The sequence below is a fragment of the Hyphomicrobium sp. MC1 genome (genome assembly GCF_000253295.1).
Lineage (GTDB): Bacteria > Pseudomonadota > Alphaproteobacteria > Rhizobiales > Hyphomicrobiaceae > Hyphomicrobium_B.
The window spans coordinates 4,648,345-4,665,610 of record NC_015717.1; the positions used below are offsets into that span (position 1 = coordinate 4,648,345).

Here is a 17,266-nt window from a genome sequence, read left to right on the forward strand (position 1 = left end):
TGATTTTGTTCGCTGAGTTCCCTGCGGAACATTCGGGCCGAGGGGAGCTAGTGGCCGAGATTGGCGAGCGCATCAAGCTGCGCTATGGGAAGCGCTCGCAAGCGGACGCTCGGTTGCCAGCACCGAGCGCGCCATAACTTATAAGAGGCGTGCGGATCAACGCGCGTCCTGGAGTGCCATTGGAAACGAACGTGAGCCAACCAGTCATCGCTGCGACGGGCCTTTACGTGCCGCCGGACAGCATTTCGAACAACGAACTCGTGGCCGCCTTCAATGATTATGTCGCAGCTTTCAACGCGGACCATGCGGCCGACATCGCGGCGGGCAAGCTCACGCCGCTGCTTCCGTCGTCGGCTGATTTTATCGAGAAAGCCTCCGGCATTAAATCGAGGCACGTCGTCGACAAGACTGGTATTCTCGATCCTAAGGTGATGTGCCCGGCAATCCCTGAGCGCTCGAACGACGCGCTTTCCCTGCTTGCCGAGATGGCCGTTCTTGCGGCTCGGGATGCGTTGGCTCGCTGGGGCGGCGATGTCCGCGATATCGGAGCGGTCATTTGTGCGGCTTCGAATATGCAGAGGCCTTATCCGGCCATCGCGATCGAAGTGCAGAATGCGCTTGGGGTGTCAGGCTTTGCCTTCGACATGAATGTCGCCTGCTCGTCGGCGACGTTCGGTATCAAGACGGCGGCCGACTTTATATCCAGCGGTTCGGCAAAGGTCGTGCTCGTCGTCAATCCGGAAATCTGCTCGGGGCACCTCAATTTTTGCGATCGGGACAGCCATTTCATCTTCGGCGACGTGGCGACGGCCATCGTTGTCACCGACGAAACGCTAGCGGATGGCGGCTGGTCTGTTCTCGGCACACGTCTCAAGACGCAGTTTTCGAATAATATCCGAAACAATTTCGGCTTTCTCAATCGCTGTGCGCCGGAAGGTATCGGCGCCGCCGACAAATTGTTCGTGCAGGAAGGCCGCAAGGTTTTTCGCGAAGTCGTGCCGATGGTGATCGATATGATCATCGCGCATGCTGCGGATCTGGGCGTCGATCCGACAGGACTGAAGCGGCTATGGCTGCATCAGGCCAACATCAATATGAACGATATGATTGGCCGGAAAGTTCTGGACCGCGTGCCGACACCGCAAGAGAACGTCATCATTCTGGATGAGTTTGCGAATACCAGCTCGGCTGGCTCGATCATCGCCTTCCATAAAGCGAACAGCGACTTCGCGGTGGGCGAGACAGGGTTGATCTGCTCATTCGGCGCCGGCTATTCCGCAGGGACCGTGTTCGTTCGCAAGCGGTAAGTGCGGCGCTTTCGATCAAGCCAGACTCGCGGCGAGATTGATTGTCAGGGCGAGAACCATCGTATTGAAAAAGAATGAGACGATGGCGTGCAGCGTCGTCAGGCGGCGCATGGACTTGCTGTTGATGACGACATCCGACGTCTGCGATGCGGCGCCGAATGAGGTCGCGAAATAGAAGAAGTCCCAATAGTCAGGTCTTGTGTCCCCCGGAAACGTCAGAGAGTTCTCGGCGTCGGACTTATCGATGAAGTGGTCCGGCGCATAATACTCATGCGCATAATGCATCGTGAAAGAGACCTGCGTCACGAGCCATGAGATGACGATGGTCGCCGCGGCGAGGGCTGCAAAGAACAGCTTACCTTCGTTGGATGCTGCTTTGGCCTCGACGAGCAATCCGAAGATCGCTGCGAAGCTTGAGAACATGGCCATCAGCACAATAACAAGGATAACGACGCCGCTATCGTCCTGGCGCGCGGCCCGTGTGCGGATTTTGTCGGAGTGACATCCTTGCATGACATAGAAAGCCATGGCGAGGTAGGCGCTGCCACCGGCGCACCAGGCGAGCGCTTCGCGCACCGAGCCACGGAAAGACGGCGGCAGTAGAAACAGCGCTGTAACTGTTACGAGGGCGCCGATTACGACGCGCGGTCGTAAAACGATCGAACGACCGATCGAACGTGGATTGTACCAGCGAGTGCGACGTGTCGGCTTCGGCAGTGGGTCGGCTTTTAATGTGTTGGCCATGTCTCGCGCTCACGCTCATATGTCCTTCAGGCCTTACCCTGGATCCGCGATTTAAACATGTTTTGCGACGGCCACCATGGAGCTGGCTGGGAACTACCAACGATTTCTACGCATTGAAAATTTCCCTATGTCGAGCGGCCTATAGCCTCATGCTGAATGGCGACGCATTGGCAAAGAGCCTCACATTGCTTTGTAGGACAGGCAAAAAATGAGGAGGCTCTTCGATGACCACCCCCACGCGGGAGATGGCAGTCGATTGCGCTTCGCTGGCATCTGATGTTTGCGCGCGGCCGTTGATCGTCGTTATAGAGGATGATTACCGGTCGTCCATGGCACTGACGATGCTGATCGACGATTGGGGGTATTCTTGCGTAGCTGCGCGTTCTTCGCGTGAAGCTGTGCGGACACTCGGCCATCGGCTGGGCAAAGTGGCGGCAATCATCACCGATATCGAGATTGATGGGCAGATGCGCGGCATTCGTGATGCGCAGGCGATCGCAGCTACGATCGGCCATGCTGTGCCGACCATCATTACGACGGGGCATGCCGATTACGCCGCCGTTGCCTCGCCCTTTCCGGTCATCCGGAAGCCATTCGATCCGGATATTCTGCATCGATGGCTGATGCATCGCATCGGCTCTGCAATGAGTTGAGCGCGGCGATGCCGACATGTTTCGTGGCGCGGTTAGCTCCGCGTCGCGAGTTCGGTGCGATTGCGGGCACCGTAATGCGAGAAGAGAGCCGCGAGATGGATTTTCACCGTACCTTCGGCAATGTCCAACTCACGTGCGATCTCTTTGTTCGAAAGGCCCCGGCGGACGCAGTCCAGAACATCGCGTTGGCGCGGTGAGATGGATTTGTAGGTGGCTCCACCGCCGGGGTCCCCCACCTTTCCGGTTCCGGCCGATTCAGAGCGCATCTGCTGTTTTGCGGACGAAATCGCGGCCGCTGCGGCGCCCGATGTCATGAAGCGCGGCACGAACACGCGGCCGTCCAGGATATCCTGCAGTGCACCGACGATTTCGTCATCGGCGAGTGACTTGGGCACGTAGCCGTTCAAGCCCATAGCGACGGCTTTGACGACGTCGTTGCGTTCTTCCGATCCCGAGACGATGGCGACGCGAATGCCGGGATAGGTCTCCTTGACGACGCTCAAGCCCTCAGGCCCGGAAATGCCCGGCATCGCGAGATCGAAAAGAGCAAGCTCGACGTTCGGTGTTTCCGCCAGGCGATCCAAAGCGGCGTCGAAGGTTGCGGCTTCGATGACTGAGCGAAAGCCCATGCGATCGCGCAGCAGGAAGCCGAAACCCGAACGGTAAAGTCCGTGATCGTCGGCCACCAAAACCGTATCACGCTGATTGTTTGTCATGAGTTTCTCTGAATTAACCGGCATTCATTTCCGCTCCGAATTCAGCATCAAAGCCGTTCCTGGACTTCATGTGAGCTTTTAAGATCGCGCCGAGGGTCGCTGCGATAAGCTCAGGATCGGCAGGTTTCGTTAGCCACGGAAACCCAGCTTTGGCAAGGATCGCCAGCGTCGCAGAATCCGTGCCGCCCGATAACAGGATGCTTGGAATCTCTTCACCCGATTTCTTTGCCATTCGTCTGATGAATTCAAGTCCGGTTTCAGCGCCGCGCAAATCGAAGTCAAGGACGGCAGCGTCAATGACGAGTCCGTTGTCGAGTGCTGCCTCGGCGTCGGTGTTGCGTTGGTAGCCGAAAGCAACGTTGCCCCGGTCTTCCAAGTCCTTCGTCAGTGCAGCGACGATCAGGGGATCGTCGTCCAATATCAAAATCCGCATGCCGCTGATGCTGGGCTCCAGCGTTGTGAGCGCCGGCGGGCGCTGCATTTGTTCGACGACGGCGTTTTTCGGCAAGACGATGGAAAAACGCGAGCCGTATCCGGGTCTTGAGGAGACGGCGATCCGCATGTCCAGCAGCTCGGCGTAGCGGCGCGCGATGGACAGTCCCAGGCCAAGGCCGTCGTTTGCGCCGTAAGCGCGATGGGCAGCACGCGAGAATTCTTCGAAGATCTGTTCTCGGCGATCATCCGATAGGCCGGGGCCGGTATCGTAGACATCGATGACGCGCTGTCCGTCTCGGCAGCGGGCAGCAAGAATGACGCCGCCGTGTTTGGTAAATTTCAGCGCGTTCGAGACGAGATTGCGGATAATCGTTTCGAGCAGTGCAGCATCGGTCTCGATTACCCAATCGCGGCCGCGGCTCAGGAATTTCAAGCCGTTTTGCTCAGCTTCGACGCGCGATCCGACGGAGATGCGTTCGATGAGCTCGCTCATGGAAACTGGCGTTTTCGTGGGCTCGATGAGTTTCGCGTCGAGGCGGGATACGTTCAGTAGCGCATCGAACATGCCTTTCAGGCCGCGCAGGCCTTCTTCCATTTGCGCCACGAGTGTCGTCGCCTCGTTGCCGCTGACACGGCGAGAGAGGGCGCGTGCGAACAATGTCAGGGCGTGAAGGGGCTGGCGCAAGTCATGGCTGGCAGCGGCGAGGAAGCGCGATTTGGCTTCAGTCGCGCTTTCGGCGGCGGCCTTCGCTCGTTCAAGGCCTATGTTCTGCTCAGCGAGCCGCTGTGTGCGTTCTCGTACCTGACTTTCCAGCGATTGGTTGGCGGCCGCGAGAGATGATCGCTGGGCGTCCAATTCCTTCACGAGGGATCGCAGCGATTGCGAGAGGACGCGGGCTTCCTGATAGCCTGAGACCTGCGGGAATTCGAGTTTCTGGCCGCGTCTCAGGCGTTCGGCAACGTCGGCCAGCTGGAGCAACGGTTGCGATAGTTTGCTGGCCAGGACCCATGCAAGCGCGGCTGCAAGAAGCGCAAAGATCGTGCCGGTGATCACAATCGTCCGCTGGAGGCTGCGGACGGGTGCGAAGGCTTGCCGCTGGTTTTCGCGTACCAGGACGATCCAGTTCAAACCTGTATACGAGCGATAGCCGTCGCTTTTCGAAAAACCGGTGACGTAAGCATGGTTGTCCGGCCAGCGTTCGACGGCAAAGCCGGCATGACCTGGGCGGGCGGCGCGAATGCTCGGCAAATCGAGTGTTTTTCCAGTGATGTCGTCAGGCCCGAACAGAACTTGGCGCTCTTCGTTCAGAACGATCACATCAGCGGGGATCGCGTCTTTCATGCTGCCGAGAAGCGTGTCGCGGACTTCTTCAGCCCAGTCGGCGCTCAATGTTGCGCCGAGCACACCGATGATTTTCTTGTCGTCCGAAACCGGAACGGCAAGATCAATGAAATCCGATGCTCCGCGTCCCTCGTGGGGAATACGCTGTGTGGTGGCGGCGTTGGGCAGTTTGACGTCGCCGACATAGGCGTCTTTTAGTCCGCGCCTGAACCAAAGCTGGTTCTTGACGTTATGACCCTCGTATTCGCCGCCCGTTGCGCTCAGGATTTTACCGTTGGGATCGGCAAAGCCGATCCAGGAATAATCAGAATAGGCGCTTTGAAATCTTTCGAGAGACGTGCGCAGCGAATCCGGTGCGTCGGTTTTTTGCAGGATACGGCCGAGCGCCGCCATGTTGTCGAGAGATTGCAAACGCTCGAACATCGCACGGTCGAGCTTGTCCTGCATTTCGTCAGCGAGCAGCGCCAGAGATTGGCCGATTTCCTGCTCCAGGCGGCTCACTGCGTCGTGCCCGACGACATAGGACACGGCAATCGTCAGCAAAAGCGAAACGACCGAAATCGCGGCTGCAATCAATACTTTCAACGATACACGGCGCATCGGATCTCGCTCGTTCCGCGACAGCGGAAAGTACCCTCAAACTTAATCCAGAAAGATATCAAGGCCGGATTTCTTAAAGTCTGGACAGGGACGCGTTACCGCAGCGGCGGACGGCATAGGTTTTATGCAATAGCATAGGCTATTCGGCCTATTTCGTTGCATTGACTTAGTTCGGCGGGCTGAGTGGCCTCACCAATTCAAGAGGCGCACACATACTTTTGCCAAGCGGATCCGTGGCTCTATCGGCATGGTCTCTCACGTTAGGCAGGTCCGCTTTGTCAAGAAGCTGCGCCGTCCCTCACCCCACCCACAAGCGCCGCTTCAATAGTCGGGGCTCGGCTTACCCCCAAGCCGGGCCCCGTATCCGTTTGCGCCGCCAGTGAAATATCCCCTTTAATGTTGCCATTGCGGCCCGATCGCCTTCCGGACTGGGATATCGCGGTGCGCAATTTATATTTCGCATATGCCGGCCTTCATCGCGGCTGGGATGCACGTGAAATTGGGAGACATGATTTTGGAACGCCGCACTTTTCTTCTGTCGTCGGCTTTGGCTCTTGCGTCGGGAGCTGCGAACGCCGCGCCGATCGATCCGAAGCAGACGTTCGTCTTGCAGCACGGTGACATCAAATTCGAACCTTGGACCGGGCTGCCGGCGGGAAGCGGTGAAATGGCCAAGCTCTATGGCGATTTCAACGAAGCGGGGCCGTATCTTGTTCTGATGAAGTGGAACCCAGGCTGGTTCAGCGCACCGCATAGCTACGCGACGGACCGCATTCAGATGGTTCTGTCAGGGACATGGTGGGTGAACAGCGGTTCGGATTTTGCACCACAGGACTGCGTCCAGGTTCCGGCTGGCGGTTTCGTCAAGCGGACAGCCAGAACCATGCATTACGACGGCGTTCCTGCAGGCATCAAAGAGCCCGTCGTGGTCGCGGTTTTCGGCACGGGGCCGATCAAGATCGAACTTGCAGACCCGACCAAGCCGACATGGCGGCAAGTCTAAGCGCCCAGCACAAAACGAAGCAGACGTGGTGGTGTTTTCCCGTGAAGGGGATGGCGCCGCGTCAAGCGTTCGTATCGATCAGCTTCTGGACGGGAATGTTATGCTCGCTCATCAGGGCGCGCCAATCGGCGACGTGTTTTTCGAGCGTTGCGATAACGGCTTCGGTAATCTCGTCATCGGAAGCCGGGCCATTGAAAACGCGCGCCACGCCGCCTTTCCAGAACGCAAGCTGACCTTCAAGGGTGGACAATTCTCTGTTGGCCCAATCGATCATCAGCAGATCTCCCCCAGACTGAGTTGTCGATGACAACACTAGTGCGAATTCGCCGCTGCCGGAATCGCCGGGATAGGTTGGATCCGTGAAAAGTGTGGGACTGTTGCAGCGAAGCACGGCAGCGCTGCTGATGTCAGGATGCGATTTTCCGACGGGCTGCGGGGCGCGATTGGCCGCGTGTCTGCGAGACGGCCGGTCGCTGCAATACTTGATTGGCGCAGGTCTTGAACAGCTCGGCGAGGCTCAGGAAGAGTGGTTCGCGTGCTGAGCTTTTGCGCCAACACATGGCGATCTGGCGGCTCGGCTCGGAATCACTGAACGTCAACAGATGGATACTGCTTGAGAGTGCGCTCTGGTTCAGGGTCGCAAGTTCCGGCAGTAGCGTGATGCCGACGTCGGCGCTCACCATTTGCCGGAGAGTCTCAAGGCTCGTTGCCTGAAACGAAGATCGCTCGTTTGCGCCGGCAAATTGGCAAACCTCAAGGGCGTGATCGCGGAGGCAATGGCCGTCCTCCAGCAGCATCAGGTCGTGATCGACGAGTTCGTCGATGCCGATGGAGTTTCGACGCGCCAACGGATGACTGGTTGAGACCGCGAGCAGAAAACGCTCCTCGAACAGAAACTCGGTGCGCAGCTGGCTGTCGTTGATCGGCAAAGCGAGAATGGCGGCATCGATTTCACCGTCACGCAGGCGCGATAGCAGGTTAGAGCTTTTTTCCTCGATTAGGAGCAGTTCCAGATCGGGGAAGCGCTTCCGGGTGCGCGGCACCAGATGAGGCAGCAGGTAGGGGCCGAGCGTGGGAAAGATGCCGAGGCGGACGGTGCCTGCCTCGGGGTTCCGATTCTGCCGAACGCTTTCCTTAAGCTGCTGGATTTCAACTAAAATCTGCCGCGCCCTCGTTGCGGTTTCGTGGCCGTAGGACGTCAGGATGACGCCGCGCGAGTCGCGCTCGACGAGGGCGACGCCCAGTTCGTCCTCGAGCTTTTTGATTTGCGCTGAGAGCGTCGGCTGGCTGACCTGGCACGCCTCGGCGGCACGCCCGAAATGACGATACTTCGCGAGTGCGACCAGATATTCGAGCTCGCGAAGTGTCATACTCTGTTCAGGGCCTTGATCAGCTTAAGCGGCTTTGACCTCTTTTTCGTCCGGCGCCGAGATGCGGATAAGGTGGTCAAAGGCCGCAAGCGAGGCTTTGGCGCCTTCGCCGAGGGCGATGACGATCTGCTTGTAGGGTGTCGTGGTGCAGTCGCCGGCGGCAAATACGCCGGGCATCGAGCTGCGATTGTGCGAGTCGACGACGATTTCGCCGTGCGGCGTCAGTTCGAGCGCGCCTTTCAGCCATTCCGTGTTCGGCAACAGGCCGATCTGAATGAAGATGCCGTCGACCGGCAGCACGCGCTTGTCGGACGTCGAGCGGCTTTCGTAGGCGATGCCGACGACCTTCTGGCCATCTCCTTCGACTTTTGCCGTCTTGGCGCCGGTGATGATGTCAACGTTCGGCAGGCTGCGGAGCTTGCGCTGCAGGACCTCGTCGGCGCGAAGCTTAAAGTCCAGTTCGAGCAGTGTGACGTGGTCGACGATGCCGGCGAGGTCGATTGCCGCCTCGACCCCCGAGTTGCCGCCGCCGATTACGGCAACACGCTTGCCTTTGAACAGCGGACCGTCGCAGTGCGGGCAGTAGGTGACGCCCTTGTTGCGGTATTCCATTTCGCCCGGAACGCCGAGCTGTCGCCAGCGCGCGCCGGTCGCGAGGATGACGGATTTCGATTTCAGCGCTGCGCCGTTCGCCAGTTCGACCTCAAGATACTCGCCCTTGCGGACAATCTTTTCAGCGCGCTGAAGGTTCATGATCTCGACGTCGTATTCCTTAACGTGCTCTTCGAGCGCGGCGGCGAGGTGCGGGCCTTCGGTGTGACGGACGGAAATAAAGTTCTCGATGGCAGCGGTGTCGAGAACCTGGCCGCCGAAGCGTTCGGTGGCGATGCCGGTGCGAATGCCTTTGCGAGCAGCGTAAATAGCGGCGGCCGCGCCGGCCGGGCCGCCACCGACGACCAGCACCTCGAACGGCTCCTGGGCCTTGATCTTCTCGGCACTGCGCGCGGCTGCGCCAGTGTCGAGCTTGGCGAGGATCTGTTCGGCGTCCATGCGGCCCTGGCCGAATACATCGCCGTTCAGATAGACGGTTGGGACCGACATGATCTGGCGGGCTTCGACTTCTTCAGGAAAGACGCCGCCGTCGATCGCGACGTGCTTGATGCGCGGATTGAGGACGGCCATCAGGTTCAGTGCCTGAACGACATCGGGACAGTTCTGGCACGAGAGCGAGAAGTAGGTCTCGAAACTGAAGTCGCCGTCGAGCGCACGGATTTGGTCGATGACGGCCTGCTCGACGCGGGGCGGGTGGCCGCCGACCTGGAGCAGCGCCAATACGAGCGATGTGAATTCGTGTCCGAGCGGAATGCCTGCGAAACGAAGGCTAATCTCCTGGCCAGGAGTCGTTAGCGCGAACGATGGCGTTCTATCGGGACTGTTCTGCTCTTCGACCAGCGTGATCTTGTCGGAGAGGTTGGTGATGTCGGTCAACAGGCTGACCATCTCGATGGATTTGGCGCTGGCGTCGACTGCGGCGCGAATCTCGATCGGGCGAACGACCTTTTCCAAATAGCCTTTGAGCTGGGATTTGAGTGCGTCGTCGAGCATGGCGTTATCCTGTTCGTCGTCCGGGGACTGAGTTCGTGCGTGTATAGAGGTGCCGCGATGGCCTTCCCGGAGTGGGAAGGCCATCAGGCGTGGTCGTCTTAAATCTTGCCGACGAGTTCGAGCGAAGGCGCCAGCGTCTTCTGGCCCTCTTCCCACTTCGCGGGGCAAACCTCGCCCGGATGCGCAGCGACGTACTGGGCGGCCTTGACCTTGCGGAGTAGGTCGGCGGCGTTGCGGCCGATACCTTCGGCCGTCACTTCCATCGCCTGGATGATGCCCTTCGGATCGACGATAAAGGTGCCGCGGTCGGCGAGGCCTTGGCCTTCGCGCATGACTTCGAAGTTGCGGGTGATCGCACCCGTCGGGTCGCCGATCATCGCGTACTTGATCTTGCCGATCGTGTCGGAGCTGTCGTGCCAAGCCTTATGCGTGAAGTGCGTGTCGGTCGAAACCGAGAAGACTTCGACGCTGAGCTTCTGCAACTCGGCGTAGTGGTCGGCGAGGTCGCCGAGTTCGGTTGGGCAAACGAAGGTGAAGTCGGCTGGATAGAAGAAGAAGACAGCCCATTTGCCTTTGATGTCGGCGTCGGAGACTTCGACGAATTTGCCCTGTTTGTACGCTTGGGCTTTGAACGGTTTGATCGCAGTGTTGATAAGAGACATCTGTTGTCCTGGTCGTAGGTTGCAGCGAAAGCGAAACTTTCGCGATGCAATATAAGCATCTTCAGGCGATAGAAAATTTGGATAAATGTCGCAACTTCAATAGCTTCAGCCTATGGCCGCAATAGAGCTGATGTGGCGCAGAATTGGCCTTTTTGTGCCGTGCAAAGAGGGGGCATCGGCGCCGGTTTTTGCGGCTTCAAAAAGCCACCGCGATTGAAACGATCAAAGAGATCTGTTGGACGAAAACGATCGATCTCGTCTTCATCAAGCAACGAGAAATGCAATCGGTTTTTCTTGTTGGAGATCGTCCATGTCGTCCTTTGATTTTGATCAGCACGCGCTGACGCGGCGGGCGCTTTTGCGCGGCGCTGGCACGGCAGGTGCCGCTTTGATGGCGGCGCCTGTGTGGGCCGGTGCGATTGATCTGCCGCTTTACGGTGGCGGCGGCGAGCGCGAGATGACGACTGGGTTTCCGCAGAAGGGAAAGATGATCTTGCAGCGGACGCGGCCGCCACTTTTGGAGACGCCGTGGGAAACATTCGATAAGGGCGTCTTCACTCCCAACGATCAGTTCTATGTGCGCTGGCATTGGGCGGGCATCCCCGAAAGCGTCGATGTCGATACGTTCCGTCTTAAAGTGCATGGCAACGTCGAGCGCGAGTTATCGCTTTCGCTATCCGAACTCGTTCGCAAACTGCCTCGCGTCGAGCTTGCCGCCGTCAATCAGTGTTCCGGAAACTCCCGCGGCCTCTTCGATCCGCGTGTGCCGGGCGCCCAATGGGCGAATGGCGCGATGGGCAATGCGAAATGGACGGGTTTCCGTCTCAAGGATCTCCTCGACTCGGCGGGGGTGAAGGCTGGGAGCGTACAGGTGCGCTTCGCCGGACTTGAGACCCCGGTTATCGATGGCGGCCCGCATTTCAAGAAGTCGCTATCGGTCGATCATGCGCGCGATGACGATGTGATAGTGGCTTACGCCATGAATGGCGAACCGCTGCCCTTCCTCAATGGTTTTCCGCTGCGGCTCATCGTGCCCGGATGGTACGCGACCTATTGGATGAAGATGCTGGCGGACATCGAAGTTCTCGACATGCCGGATGAGAACTTCTGGACGAAGAAGGCCTATCTCATCCCTGATACGCCCGGCGCGAACATCAAGCCGGGCGAGAAGGACGTGAAGATGGTTCCGATCAATCGCATGGTGCCGCGCTCGTTTTTCACCAATGTCGCACGGGTCGCCAACGTCAAAGCATCTGCGCCGAATGCTGTTCGCGGCATCGCCTTTGGAGGAGATTGTGGTGTTGCCAAAGTCGAAACGTCCGTTGATGGCGGCCATAGTTGGCAAGCGGCTCAACTTGGCGCGGACGAAGGAAAGTACGGCTTCCGAAAGTGGAACGCCAATATCGCGTCAATCGATGCCGGCAAGCGGCTGAGCGTCATGGTTCGCTGTACCAACACTGATGGAGAGGTACAGCCGGATAAGCCGAACTGGAATCCGTCGGGCTTTATGCGCAACGTCATCGAGACCGTCGATCTCGTTGCGGCTTGAGGAGAATGACATGCAACGCTTTGCGCAGACTTTTGGCGTTCTCAGTGCCGTCATGCTGCTTGGCGCGACGGCGCAGGCCAAAGACAGTTTCGACTTCAAGTCGGAGAGCTTCGATTTGCCGACGGGAGAGCGGATGTTTTCAGGTCCCGGTGCGGACCCTGTCAACAATAACTGTTTAACCTGTCATTCGGCCGGAATGGTCACGGTCCAGCCGCGTCTATCGAAGGCGACGTGGGAAGGGATCGTGAAGAAGATGATCAACGTGTACAAGGCACCCGTCCCTGATGCGGACGTTGCACCCATCGTCGATTATCTGAGCAACCATCCCTCGGCCGGCAAATAGGGTCCGATCATTTTGCAAGCGTCTGGTCGTATGCGAGCACGGCGTCGAGCAGAACCTGGGCGCCTGCCGCGCATTCTTCCGGGCTTGTTGCTTCAGCTTCATTGTGACTGATGCCGCCCTCGCAGGGCACAAAAATCATCGTGGTCGGCGCGACGCGGGCGATGTAGGCGGCGTCGTGGCCGGCGCCGGAGACCATGTCGCGCATACCAAAGTTCGATTTCGCCGCCGCGCTACGGACACAGTCGATCAGCTCAGGTGCAAACTTCACGGCGGGTGACGACCAGATCTTCTTTTCTTCGTAGGTTAGCCCGAGCGCCGGGATGGCCGTTTCAAGTGCGGCTCTAAAATCCGCTTCCATCGCATCGAGTGCAATTTCATCGGGGTGGCGCATGTCGACTGTCAGGAAGACTTCGCCTGGTACGACGTTGCGGCTGTTGGGCTTGTTCTCGATCAATCCGACGGTTGCAACGCCCGGTTGATGCTTTTGGCCGATGGCGTCGATGGCTTCGATGATACGGGCGGCGCCGAGCAGTGCGTTCTTTCGAAGATACATCGGCGTGGCGCCCGTGTGCGCATCCTGGCCGTGCACGTTGACTTCATACCAGCGCATGCCCTGCACGCCGGTGACGATGCCGATCATTTTCTTTTCGGCTTCGAGGATCGGGCCTTGTTCGATATGAAGCTCGAACATAGCCGACAGCTTGTGGTCGCCGGCTTTCATCGACCCGCGGTAGCCGATCCGCTCCAGCTCTTCCAGGAACGTCACGCCATTGCGATCGACTTGTTCGTAAGCGTACGCGGTCGGGAACACGCTGGCAAAAACACCCGATGCAAGCATGGCTGGCGGAAAGCGCGAGCCTTCCTCGTTCGTCCAGTTGACGATCTCGATCGGGGCGTTCGTTTCGTAATCCTGCTCGTGCAGCGTGCGCATGACTTCGAGCGCGGCAAGAACTCCGAGAATGCCGTCGAATTTGCCGCCGGTCGGTTGGGTGTCGAGGTGCGATCCCATAGCGATCGGCGGAAGACTGTCGTCGCGTCCGCTGCGGGTCGCAAACATGTTGCCGACCTCGTCGATGCTGACCTTACAACCTAGCGCTTCGCACTGGGTCTTGAACCAGTCACGGACAAGCTTGTCCTCGTCGGTGAGCGTCAGCCGCTTGAGGCCGCCTTTTTCCGTGCCGCCGAACGCGGCGGTGTCCATCAAGCTGTCCCACAGCCGTCGTGCGTTGATTTTGAGATTGGTCAGCATCGTCGCTAGCAATCCATGTGCTCGTCCATGTCTGGTGCCGACGCATAGCGAGGTCGAGACCAGAAGCCAAAACCAATTTGGTGCTCGCTTCGATATGTCCGATTTCCGAGATAGTCTTGAATTCTTCCGGCGTAAGAGTTCACGTTCCGTTTGCTCTACGCTGCGAAGGTCATCGACGCGCAAGCTTCAATGAGCAGAATGGGACGATATCCCTATTTCAAATCTCGAAGGTGGTCAGATGCATCGGCGAACGGTTCTCAAAGGCGGGGTAACGCTCGTCGCTTCGACGATCGCGCTCTCGCGTGAAGCGGGCGCGCGCATGGCCCCGGTCCTGCCGCAGGATGGGACATTCATGAAGATTGCGCTGCAGGAAGCTGCCGAGGCTGCCTTCCCGTTCGGCGCTGTCATCGTCAAAAATGGCGAGGTCCTGGCCCGCGGTCACAACCGAACAGGCATCGATCATGATCCGACGGCGCATGGGGAAATGGTTGCCATTCGGACCTTTCTTGCCACGCATGGACCAGAGGAATTGAAGGGCAGCACCCTTTATACCTCGGGCGAACCGTGCTGCATGTGCATGGGGGCGATCATCTGGTGCGGGATCGGGCGCCTCGTCTACGCGGCATCCGTCGAACAGATTGCGAGCAAGCTTGAACAGATCGACATTTCGTCAGAGTATGTGGCGTCGAAAGCGCCGTTCGCACCGATCGATATTGCGGGTGGTGTGCTCGCGAATGAGGCCATGCGCCTCTTCAAGTGAGTTCGCATTTCTGTCTCGGCAGGAGAGTGGGCGCGGGCGCCGTTACCGCTGCCATCCCCAGATGAGCAGTGCTGCGGGAAATACAATACCAAGAGCGATGAGCAGAAACCAATCGCGCGGTTTGAAAGTCGCGTCGTTGTCGGGTGTGGTTTCAAAGGTCCTGATACGTCTTTCAAGTTCCGGATCGAAGTGCTGCATCGAGAAACGTGTCCCTGGCTAGGTGTTCCGCGCCTGGAATCTGAATTTGTCCTTGAGGCGGCCTTTGCGATTATTTCCTATAGCGTTGAGCGAAGCTTTCACTCAGTGCTTTTTGTAGTTCTCGGGCGATACCCCTTTTGATAGGAGCCTATCGACAACAGCAATTCGTCGCAAACCATATTTTAGCAATGGCAATTCGTATTTGCGCGGACGTTCGGGGGATGCACGGTTTCGTCGCGGCCCGCTCTCCGCATTGGATTTGACAGAGATTTGAGAGCACGCCTTCAGGTGGCGTGCACCGGAGGGGAATAATGAAGCGAAACATGACGACGCCGGATTATCTCCGGCTCGTCGCGTCACTTGACGATATCGATCGACGGATCGTTTCGTTGTTGCAGGCCGATGGGCGGATGCCGTTCTCACACATTGCTCGTGAGATTGGCGTGACCGAGAAAACTGCGCGCAGCCGGGTGCTTGATCTTATAGAGCAGCGCGTCATGCAAATCACCGCCGTGACCAATCCAGCGCTCCTGGGTTACGGCGCATCGGCGCTTTTGGGCCTCACGACCCACCCGGATCAGCCGGCGACTAAAATCGCGCAAGAACTTCAGAAGATTCCGAGCATCGACTATGTCGTTGTTGCGACGTCGCGCTATTCGATCTTTGCCGAAGTCCTATGCAAGGATCGTTCGGCGCTTCAATCGACGATCGAAAACGAAGTTGGTAAAATACCCGGCATCCGCTCAATCGAGGCGATGCCTTATCTGAGCTTCCACTATCAGCTCGCACATTTCGCGGCGGTGAAAAATAAGGTGGTCGCCGAGGCTGGCGTGCGTCCGCGTGCAATCGATGCGATCGACGAGCGTATCATTCGCTCTTTGAGCGAGGATGGGCGCAAGCCATTTTTGCAGATTGCCGATGAACTCGATATTTCCGAAGGGCAGGTGCGCCTGCGATTCAAACAACTGACAGATACGGGGACCGTCAATGTCATTGCGCTGATCAACCCGATGAGCCTAGAATTCCGGTCGATGGCCTGGGTCGCGATCAACGTTGCGGCGGGGCATCGGGCAACCGATGTGGCAGATGCTTTGACGCGGCTTGCGAACACCACCTACGTGGTCATTTGTGCAGGACGCTTCGATATTCTATCGGAGTTCATCTGTCAGACGGATCGCGAACTGCTCGACGTAATCGAGCGAGACGTTCGGCCTCTGACTGGCATTGCGAACCTCGAGATCTCGATCTACAGCGAACTCTATTATAAGCGACTCACCCCGATCCGAGACGAGGCGGGTTAATCGGGCTTCTTCGGCGAGGCGGTGGCGCGCGATGATTGCGCTGGGATTGGCGCAATCCGATCGTGCGTTACAATTGTTCGCCCCGTGTCGGAGCGATGTGCTCTGTCGTCTATCTCGTGCTTCTGCGCGGCTAGTTCTGATGAAACGACAGGCCGGGAAGTCGAAAATCAGGCAGCGCAAACCTGCGGGGCTTTTTGTCTTTTTTTGCAGCGAATGTGGGGTCACGCAGTGTAGGCGATATTAGCACCGTACGTTCACGCCCTCGCGATACTTGATGTGGGTCATGGACTTTAGTCGGATTGATCCGTGTCCAGTGCTCTAGTGAACCTTAAGCTCGCGGCCACGGAGCGGACATTCCGGAAGCTCCCAGGCTGTGAGACCGCCTTCTAAAGTTCTTCGGCAGAACCTTCGCACCGTTCGGCCCGCTGGTGGATCTCAGGGAAGCATTTCAGGCTTTCGTGCGGCGAGTTGTGCCGAGTTTTCTGTTCAGCTGACCATGAGGGGATTTTGGCGTTTTGAGGTCGCTTGCTCGTGCCGCCGTCATCCCAAAGTTTGCTGCACCGAAATCGGAGCGTTCGAAGAGCGAAATCCATCTGCGCCGGGAATATTGAGCAGGTAGGAGCAATCATGACGTGCGAACAGGAACCTGTGAACGGCAATGCTGGCCGGCACAAGTTCAGGCGGCTGGCCGCGTTGGCGGCGATCGTCATTACTGTGTCGACGCCGGTCGTTTTCGGTGTGGCGTATGCCGACGGTAGACCAGCGTCGACTGTTACATTCGATGACAAGACGCTGGCCATCATCAAGAGCGGGGATGCAACGCGCGGCGCGGCTCTCGCCATTCAATGCAAGGCGTGTCACGGCCACGCCGGACTGAGCAACGCTGGATTGATGCCGACGCTTGCCGGCATGAATCCGCTGACCATCTACAAGCAGCTTCAGGATTTCAAGAACGACGATCGTCCTTGGCGGGACATGATCCAGATATCGCGTCTGCTTTCCACGCAGGATATGGCGGACCTTGCCGCCTTTTGGTCGGCGCAGCCGGGTTTGGGTAAGCCGCCATCAGGCGACGCGAACAGTCCAGGCGCCAAGCTCTACAATCAGGGCAATGCGGACAAAGGGATTCCGGCGTGCGCGTCGTGTCACGGTCCGGATGGACAATCGACGGGCGCTCCGCAGCTTGCAGGCCAGCAGGCCCCCTACATCCAGCAGCAGCTCGTCGAGTTCGCGTCCGGTATGAGGCACAACGATCTCGATGGGCAGATGCGCGGCATCGTCGGTTCCCTGACGCCGGAGGATTTTCGCGCTGTCGCAGCATATCTGGGCACGAACCAGCCTTGATCGCGCGCAAACGCCGATTCTTTGCACCCAGTCGGATTTTCACATCGTCCCAGAATTCGGGACTTACCGCGCCGGTATCCAGGCC

16 protein-coding genes are annotated in these 17,266 nt (G+C 58.4%); 8 read left to right on the plus strand and 8 right to left on the minus strand.

Annotated elements, in window-relative coordinates; genetic code table 11:
* The first annotated feature begins 191 nt into the window (after nt 1-191).
* Nucleotides 192-1,307 (plus strand): beta-ketoacyl-ACP synthase III, encoded by a 1,116-nt coding sequence (locus tag HYPMC_RS22410; RefSeq protein WP_041301194.1) that lies wholly within the window; start codon nt 192-194, stop codon nt 1,305-1,307.
* 15 nt (nt 1,308-1,322) lie between these two features.
* Here HYPMC_RS22410 and HYPMC_RS22415 read toward each other — a convergent pair whose 3' ends face one another.
* Nucleotides 1,323-2,051 (minus strand): DUF1345 domain-containing protein, encoded by a 729-nt coding sequence (locus HYPMC_RS22415; protein WP_013950442.1) that lies wholly within the window; start codon nt 2,049-2,051, stop codon nt 1,323-1,325.
* A 224-nt stretch (nt 2,052-2,275) separates the two neighbouring features.
* On the opposite strand from HYPMC_RS22415, the gene HYPMC_RS22420 reads away from it, so the two are divergent.
* Nucleotides 2,276-2,704 (plus strand): response regulator, encoded by a 429-nt coding sequence (locus HYPMC_RS22420; RefSeq protein ID WP_013950443.1) that lies wholly within the window; start codon nt 2,276-2,278, stop codon nt 2,702-2,704.
* Nucleotides 2,705-2,736: 32 nt separating this feature from the next.
* On the opposite strand, the gene HYPMC_RS22425 is transcribed toward HYPMC_RS22420, so the two are convergent.
* Together HYPMC_RS22425 and HYPMC_RS22430 are read right to left on the minus strand one after the other, a co-directional pair.
* A complete protein-coding gene (locus HYPMC_RS22425) occupies nt 2,737-3,420 on the minus strand; it encodes a response regulator transcription factor (protein ID WP_024275077.1) in 684 nt (227 codons plus the stop codon).
* 13 nt (nt 3,421-3,433) lie between these two features.
* On the minus strand, nt 3,434-5,797 hold the full coding sequence (locus HYPMC_RS22430) for an ATP-binding protein (RefSeq protein ID WP_013950445.1): 2,364 nt from the start codon (nt 5,795-5,797) through the stop codon (nt 3,434-3,436).
* A 508-nt stretch (nt 5,798-6,305) separates the two neighbouring features.
* Between HYPMC_RS22430 and HYPMC_RS22435 the strand changes: the two genes are divergently transcribed.
* Nucleotides 6,306-6,800 (plus strand): tat pathway signal sequence, encoded by a 495-nt coding sequence (locus tag HYPMC_RS22435; RefSeq protein WP_371199547.1) that lies wholly within the window; start codon nt 6,306-6,308, stop codon nt 6,798-6,800.
* Between the two features lie 61 nt (nt 6,801-6,861).
* Here HYPMC_RS22435 and HYPMC_RS22440 read toward each other — a convergent pair whose 3' ends face one another.
* The 4 genes from HYPMC_RS22440 to ahpC form a co-directional block, all read right to left on the minus strand.
* Entirely contained in the window at nt 6,862-7,074 is a 213-nt protein-coding gene (locus HYPMC_RS22440) for a hypothetical protein (protein ID WP_013950449.1), read from the minus strand.
* Nucleotides 7,075-7,207: 133 nt separating this feature from the next.
* On the minus strand, nt 7,208-8,170 hold the full coding sequence (locus tag HYPMC_RS22445) for a LysR substrate-binding domain-containing protein (RefSeq protein WP_013950450.1): 963 nt from the start codon (nt 8,168-8,170) through the stop codon (nt 7,208-7,210).
* A 24-nt stretch (nt 8,171-8,194) separates the two neighbouring features.
* Nucleotides 8,195-9,775 carry an alkyl hydroperoxide reductase subunit F gene (ahpF, locus tag HYPMC_RS22450; RefSeq protein WP_013950451.1) on the minus strand — a complete coding sequence of 527 codons (1,581 nt, stop codon included), beginning with the start codon at nt 9,773-9,775 and terminating at the stop codon, nt 8,195-8,197.
* A gap of 98 nt (nt 9,776-9,873) precedes the next feature.
* Entirely contained in the window at nt 9,874-10,437 is a 564-nt protein-coding gene (gene ahpC, locus HYPMC_RS22455; RefSeq protein ID WP_013950452.1) for an alkyl hydroperoxide reductase subunit C, read from the minus strand.
* Nucleotides 10,438-10,747: 310 nt separating this feature from the next.
* On the opposite strand from ahpC, the gene HYPMC_RS22460 reads away from it, so the two are divergent.
* Both HYPMC_RS22460 and HYPMC_RS22465 read left to right on the plus strand, forming a co-directional pair.
* The gene (locus HYPMC_RS22460; RefSeq protein WP_013950453.1) at nt 10,748-11,986 is read left to right on the plus strand and encodes a molybdopterin-dependent oxidoreductase; all 1,239 of its coding nucleotides are present in this window, start codon (nt 10,748-10,750) and stop codon (nt 11,984-11,986) included.
* A 10-nt stretch (nt 11,987-11,996) separates the two neighbouring features.
* The gene (locus tag HYPMC_RS22465) at nt 11,997-12,329 is read left to right on the plus strand and encodes a cytochrome c (RefSeq protein WP_013950454.1); all 333 of its coding nucleotides are present in this window, start codon (nt 11,997-11,999) and stop codon (nt 12,327-12,329) included.
* A gap of 7 nt (nt 12,330-12,336) precedes the next feature.
* Here the strand turns inward: HYPMC_RS22465 and HYPMC_RS22470 are convergent, their stop codons facing one another.
* Nucleotides 12,337-13,578: a M20 family metallo-hydrolase gene (locus HYPMC_RS22470; RefSeq protein ID WP_013950455.1), complete on the minus strand. Its 1,242-nt coding sequence runs from the start codon at nt 13,576-13,578 to the stop codon at nt 12,337-12,339.
* Nucleotides 13,579-13,816: 238 nt separating this feature from the next.
* On the opposite strand from HYPMC_RS22470, the gene HYPMC_RS22475 reads away from it, so the two are divergent.
* The 3 genes from HYPMC_RS22475 (at nt 13,817) to HYPMC_RS22485 (ending at nt 17,181) form a co-directional block, all read left to right on the plus strand.
* Nucleotides 13,817-14,338, plus strand: a complete 522-nt coding sequence (locus HYPMC_RS22475; protein ID WP_013950456.1) for a nucleoside deaminase — start codon at nt 13,817-13,819, stop codon at nt 14,336-14,338.
* Between the two features lie 509 nt (nt 14,339-14,847).
* Complete coding sequence (locus HYPMC_RS23500; protein WP_013950457.1) at nt 14,848-15,837, plus strand: Lrp/AsnC family transcriptional regulator; 990 nt, start codon at nt 14,848-14,850, stop codon at nt 15,835-15,837.
* A 627-nt stretch (nt 15,838-16,464) separates the two neighbouring features.
* A complete protein-coding gene (locus HYPMC_RS22485) occupies nt 16,465-17,181 on the plus strand; it encodes a c-type cytochrome (RefSeq protein ID WP_013950458.1) in 717 nt (238 codons plus the stop codon).
* Nucleotides 17,182-17,266 lie beyond the last annotated feature (85 nt).

Coding starts and splice junctions, on each gene's coding strand:
- HYPMC_RS22425 (WP_024275077.1), bottom strand. CDS start 3,420: ATGACAAACAATCAGCGTGATACGGTTTTGGTGGCCGACGATCACGGA.
- HYPMC_RS22475 (WP_013950456.1), top strand. CDS start 13,817: ATGCATCGGCGAACGGTTCTCAAAGGCGGGGTAACGCTCGTCGCTTCG.
- HYPMC_RS22460 (WP_013950453.1), top strand. CDS start 10,748: ATGTCGTCCTTTGATTTTGATCAGCACGCGCTGACGCGGCGGGCGCTT.
- ahpF (WP_013950451.1), bottom strand. CDS start 9,775: ATGCTCGACGACGCACTCAAATCCCAGCTCAAAGGCTATTTGGAAAAG.
- HYPMC_RS22440 (WP_013950449.1), bottom strand. CDS start 7,074: ATGATCGATTGGGCCAACAGAGAATTGTCCACCCTTGAAGGTCAGCTT.
- HYPMC_RS23500 (WP_013950457.1), top strand. CDS start 14,848: ATGAAGCGAAACATGACGACGCCGGATTATCTCCGGCTCGTCGCGTCA.
- HYPMC_RS22485 (WP_013950458.1), top strand. CDS start 16,465: ATGACGTGCGAACAGGAACCTGTGAACGGCAATGCTGGCCGGCACAAG.
- HYPMC_RS22415 (WP_013950442.1), bottom strand. CDS start 2,051: ATGGCCAACACATTAAAAGCCGACCCACTGCCGAAGCCGACACGTCGC.
- HYPMC_RS22420 (WP_013950443.1), top strand. CDS start 2,276: ATGACCACCCCCACGCGGGAGATGGCAGTCGATTGCGCTTCGCTGGCA.
- HYPMC_RS22430 (WP_013950445.1), bottom strand. CDS start 5,797: ATGCGCCGTGTATCGTTGAAAGTATTGATTGCAGCCGCGATTTCGGTC.
- HYPMC_RS22470 (WP_013950455.1), bottom strand. CDS start 13,578: ATGCTGACCAATCTCAAAATCAACGCACGACGGCTGTGGGACAGCTTG.
- HYPMC_RS22465 (WP_013950454.1), top strand. CDS start 11,997: ATGCAACGCTTTGCGCAGACTTTTGGCGTTCTCAGTGCCGTCATGCTG.
- ahpC (WP_013950452.1), bottom strand. CDS start 10,437: ATGTCTCTTATCAACACTGCGATCAAACCGTTCAAAGCCCAAGCGTAC.
- HYPMC_RS22445 (WP_013950450.1), bottom strand. CDS start 8,170: ATGACACTTCGCGAGCTCGAATATCTGGTCGCACTCGCGAAGTATCGT.
- HYPMC_RS22435 (WP_371199547.1), top strand. CDS start 6,306: ATGATTTTGGAACGCCGCACTTTTCTTCTGTCGTCGGCTTTGGCTCTT.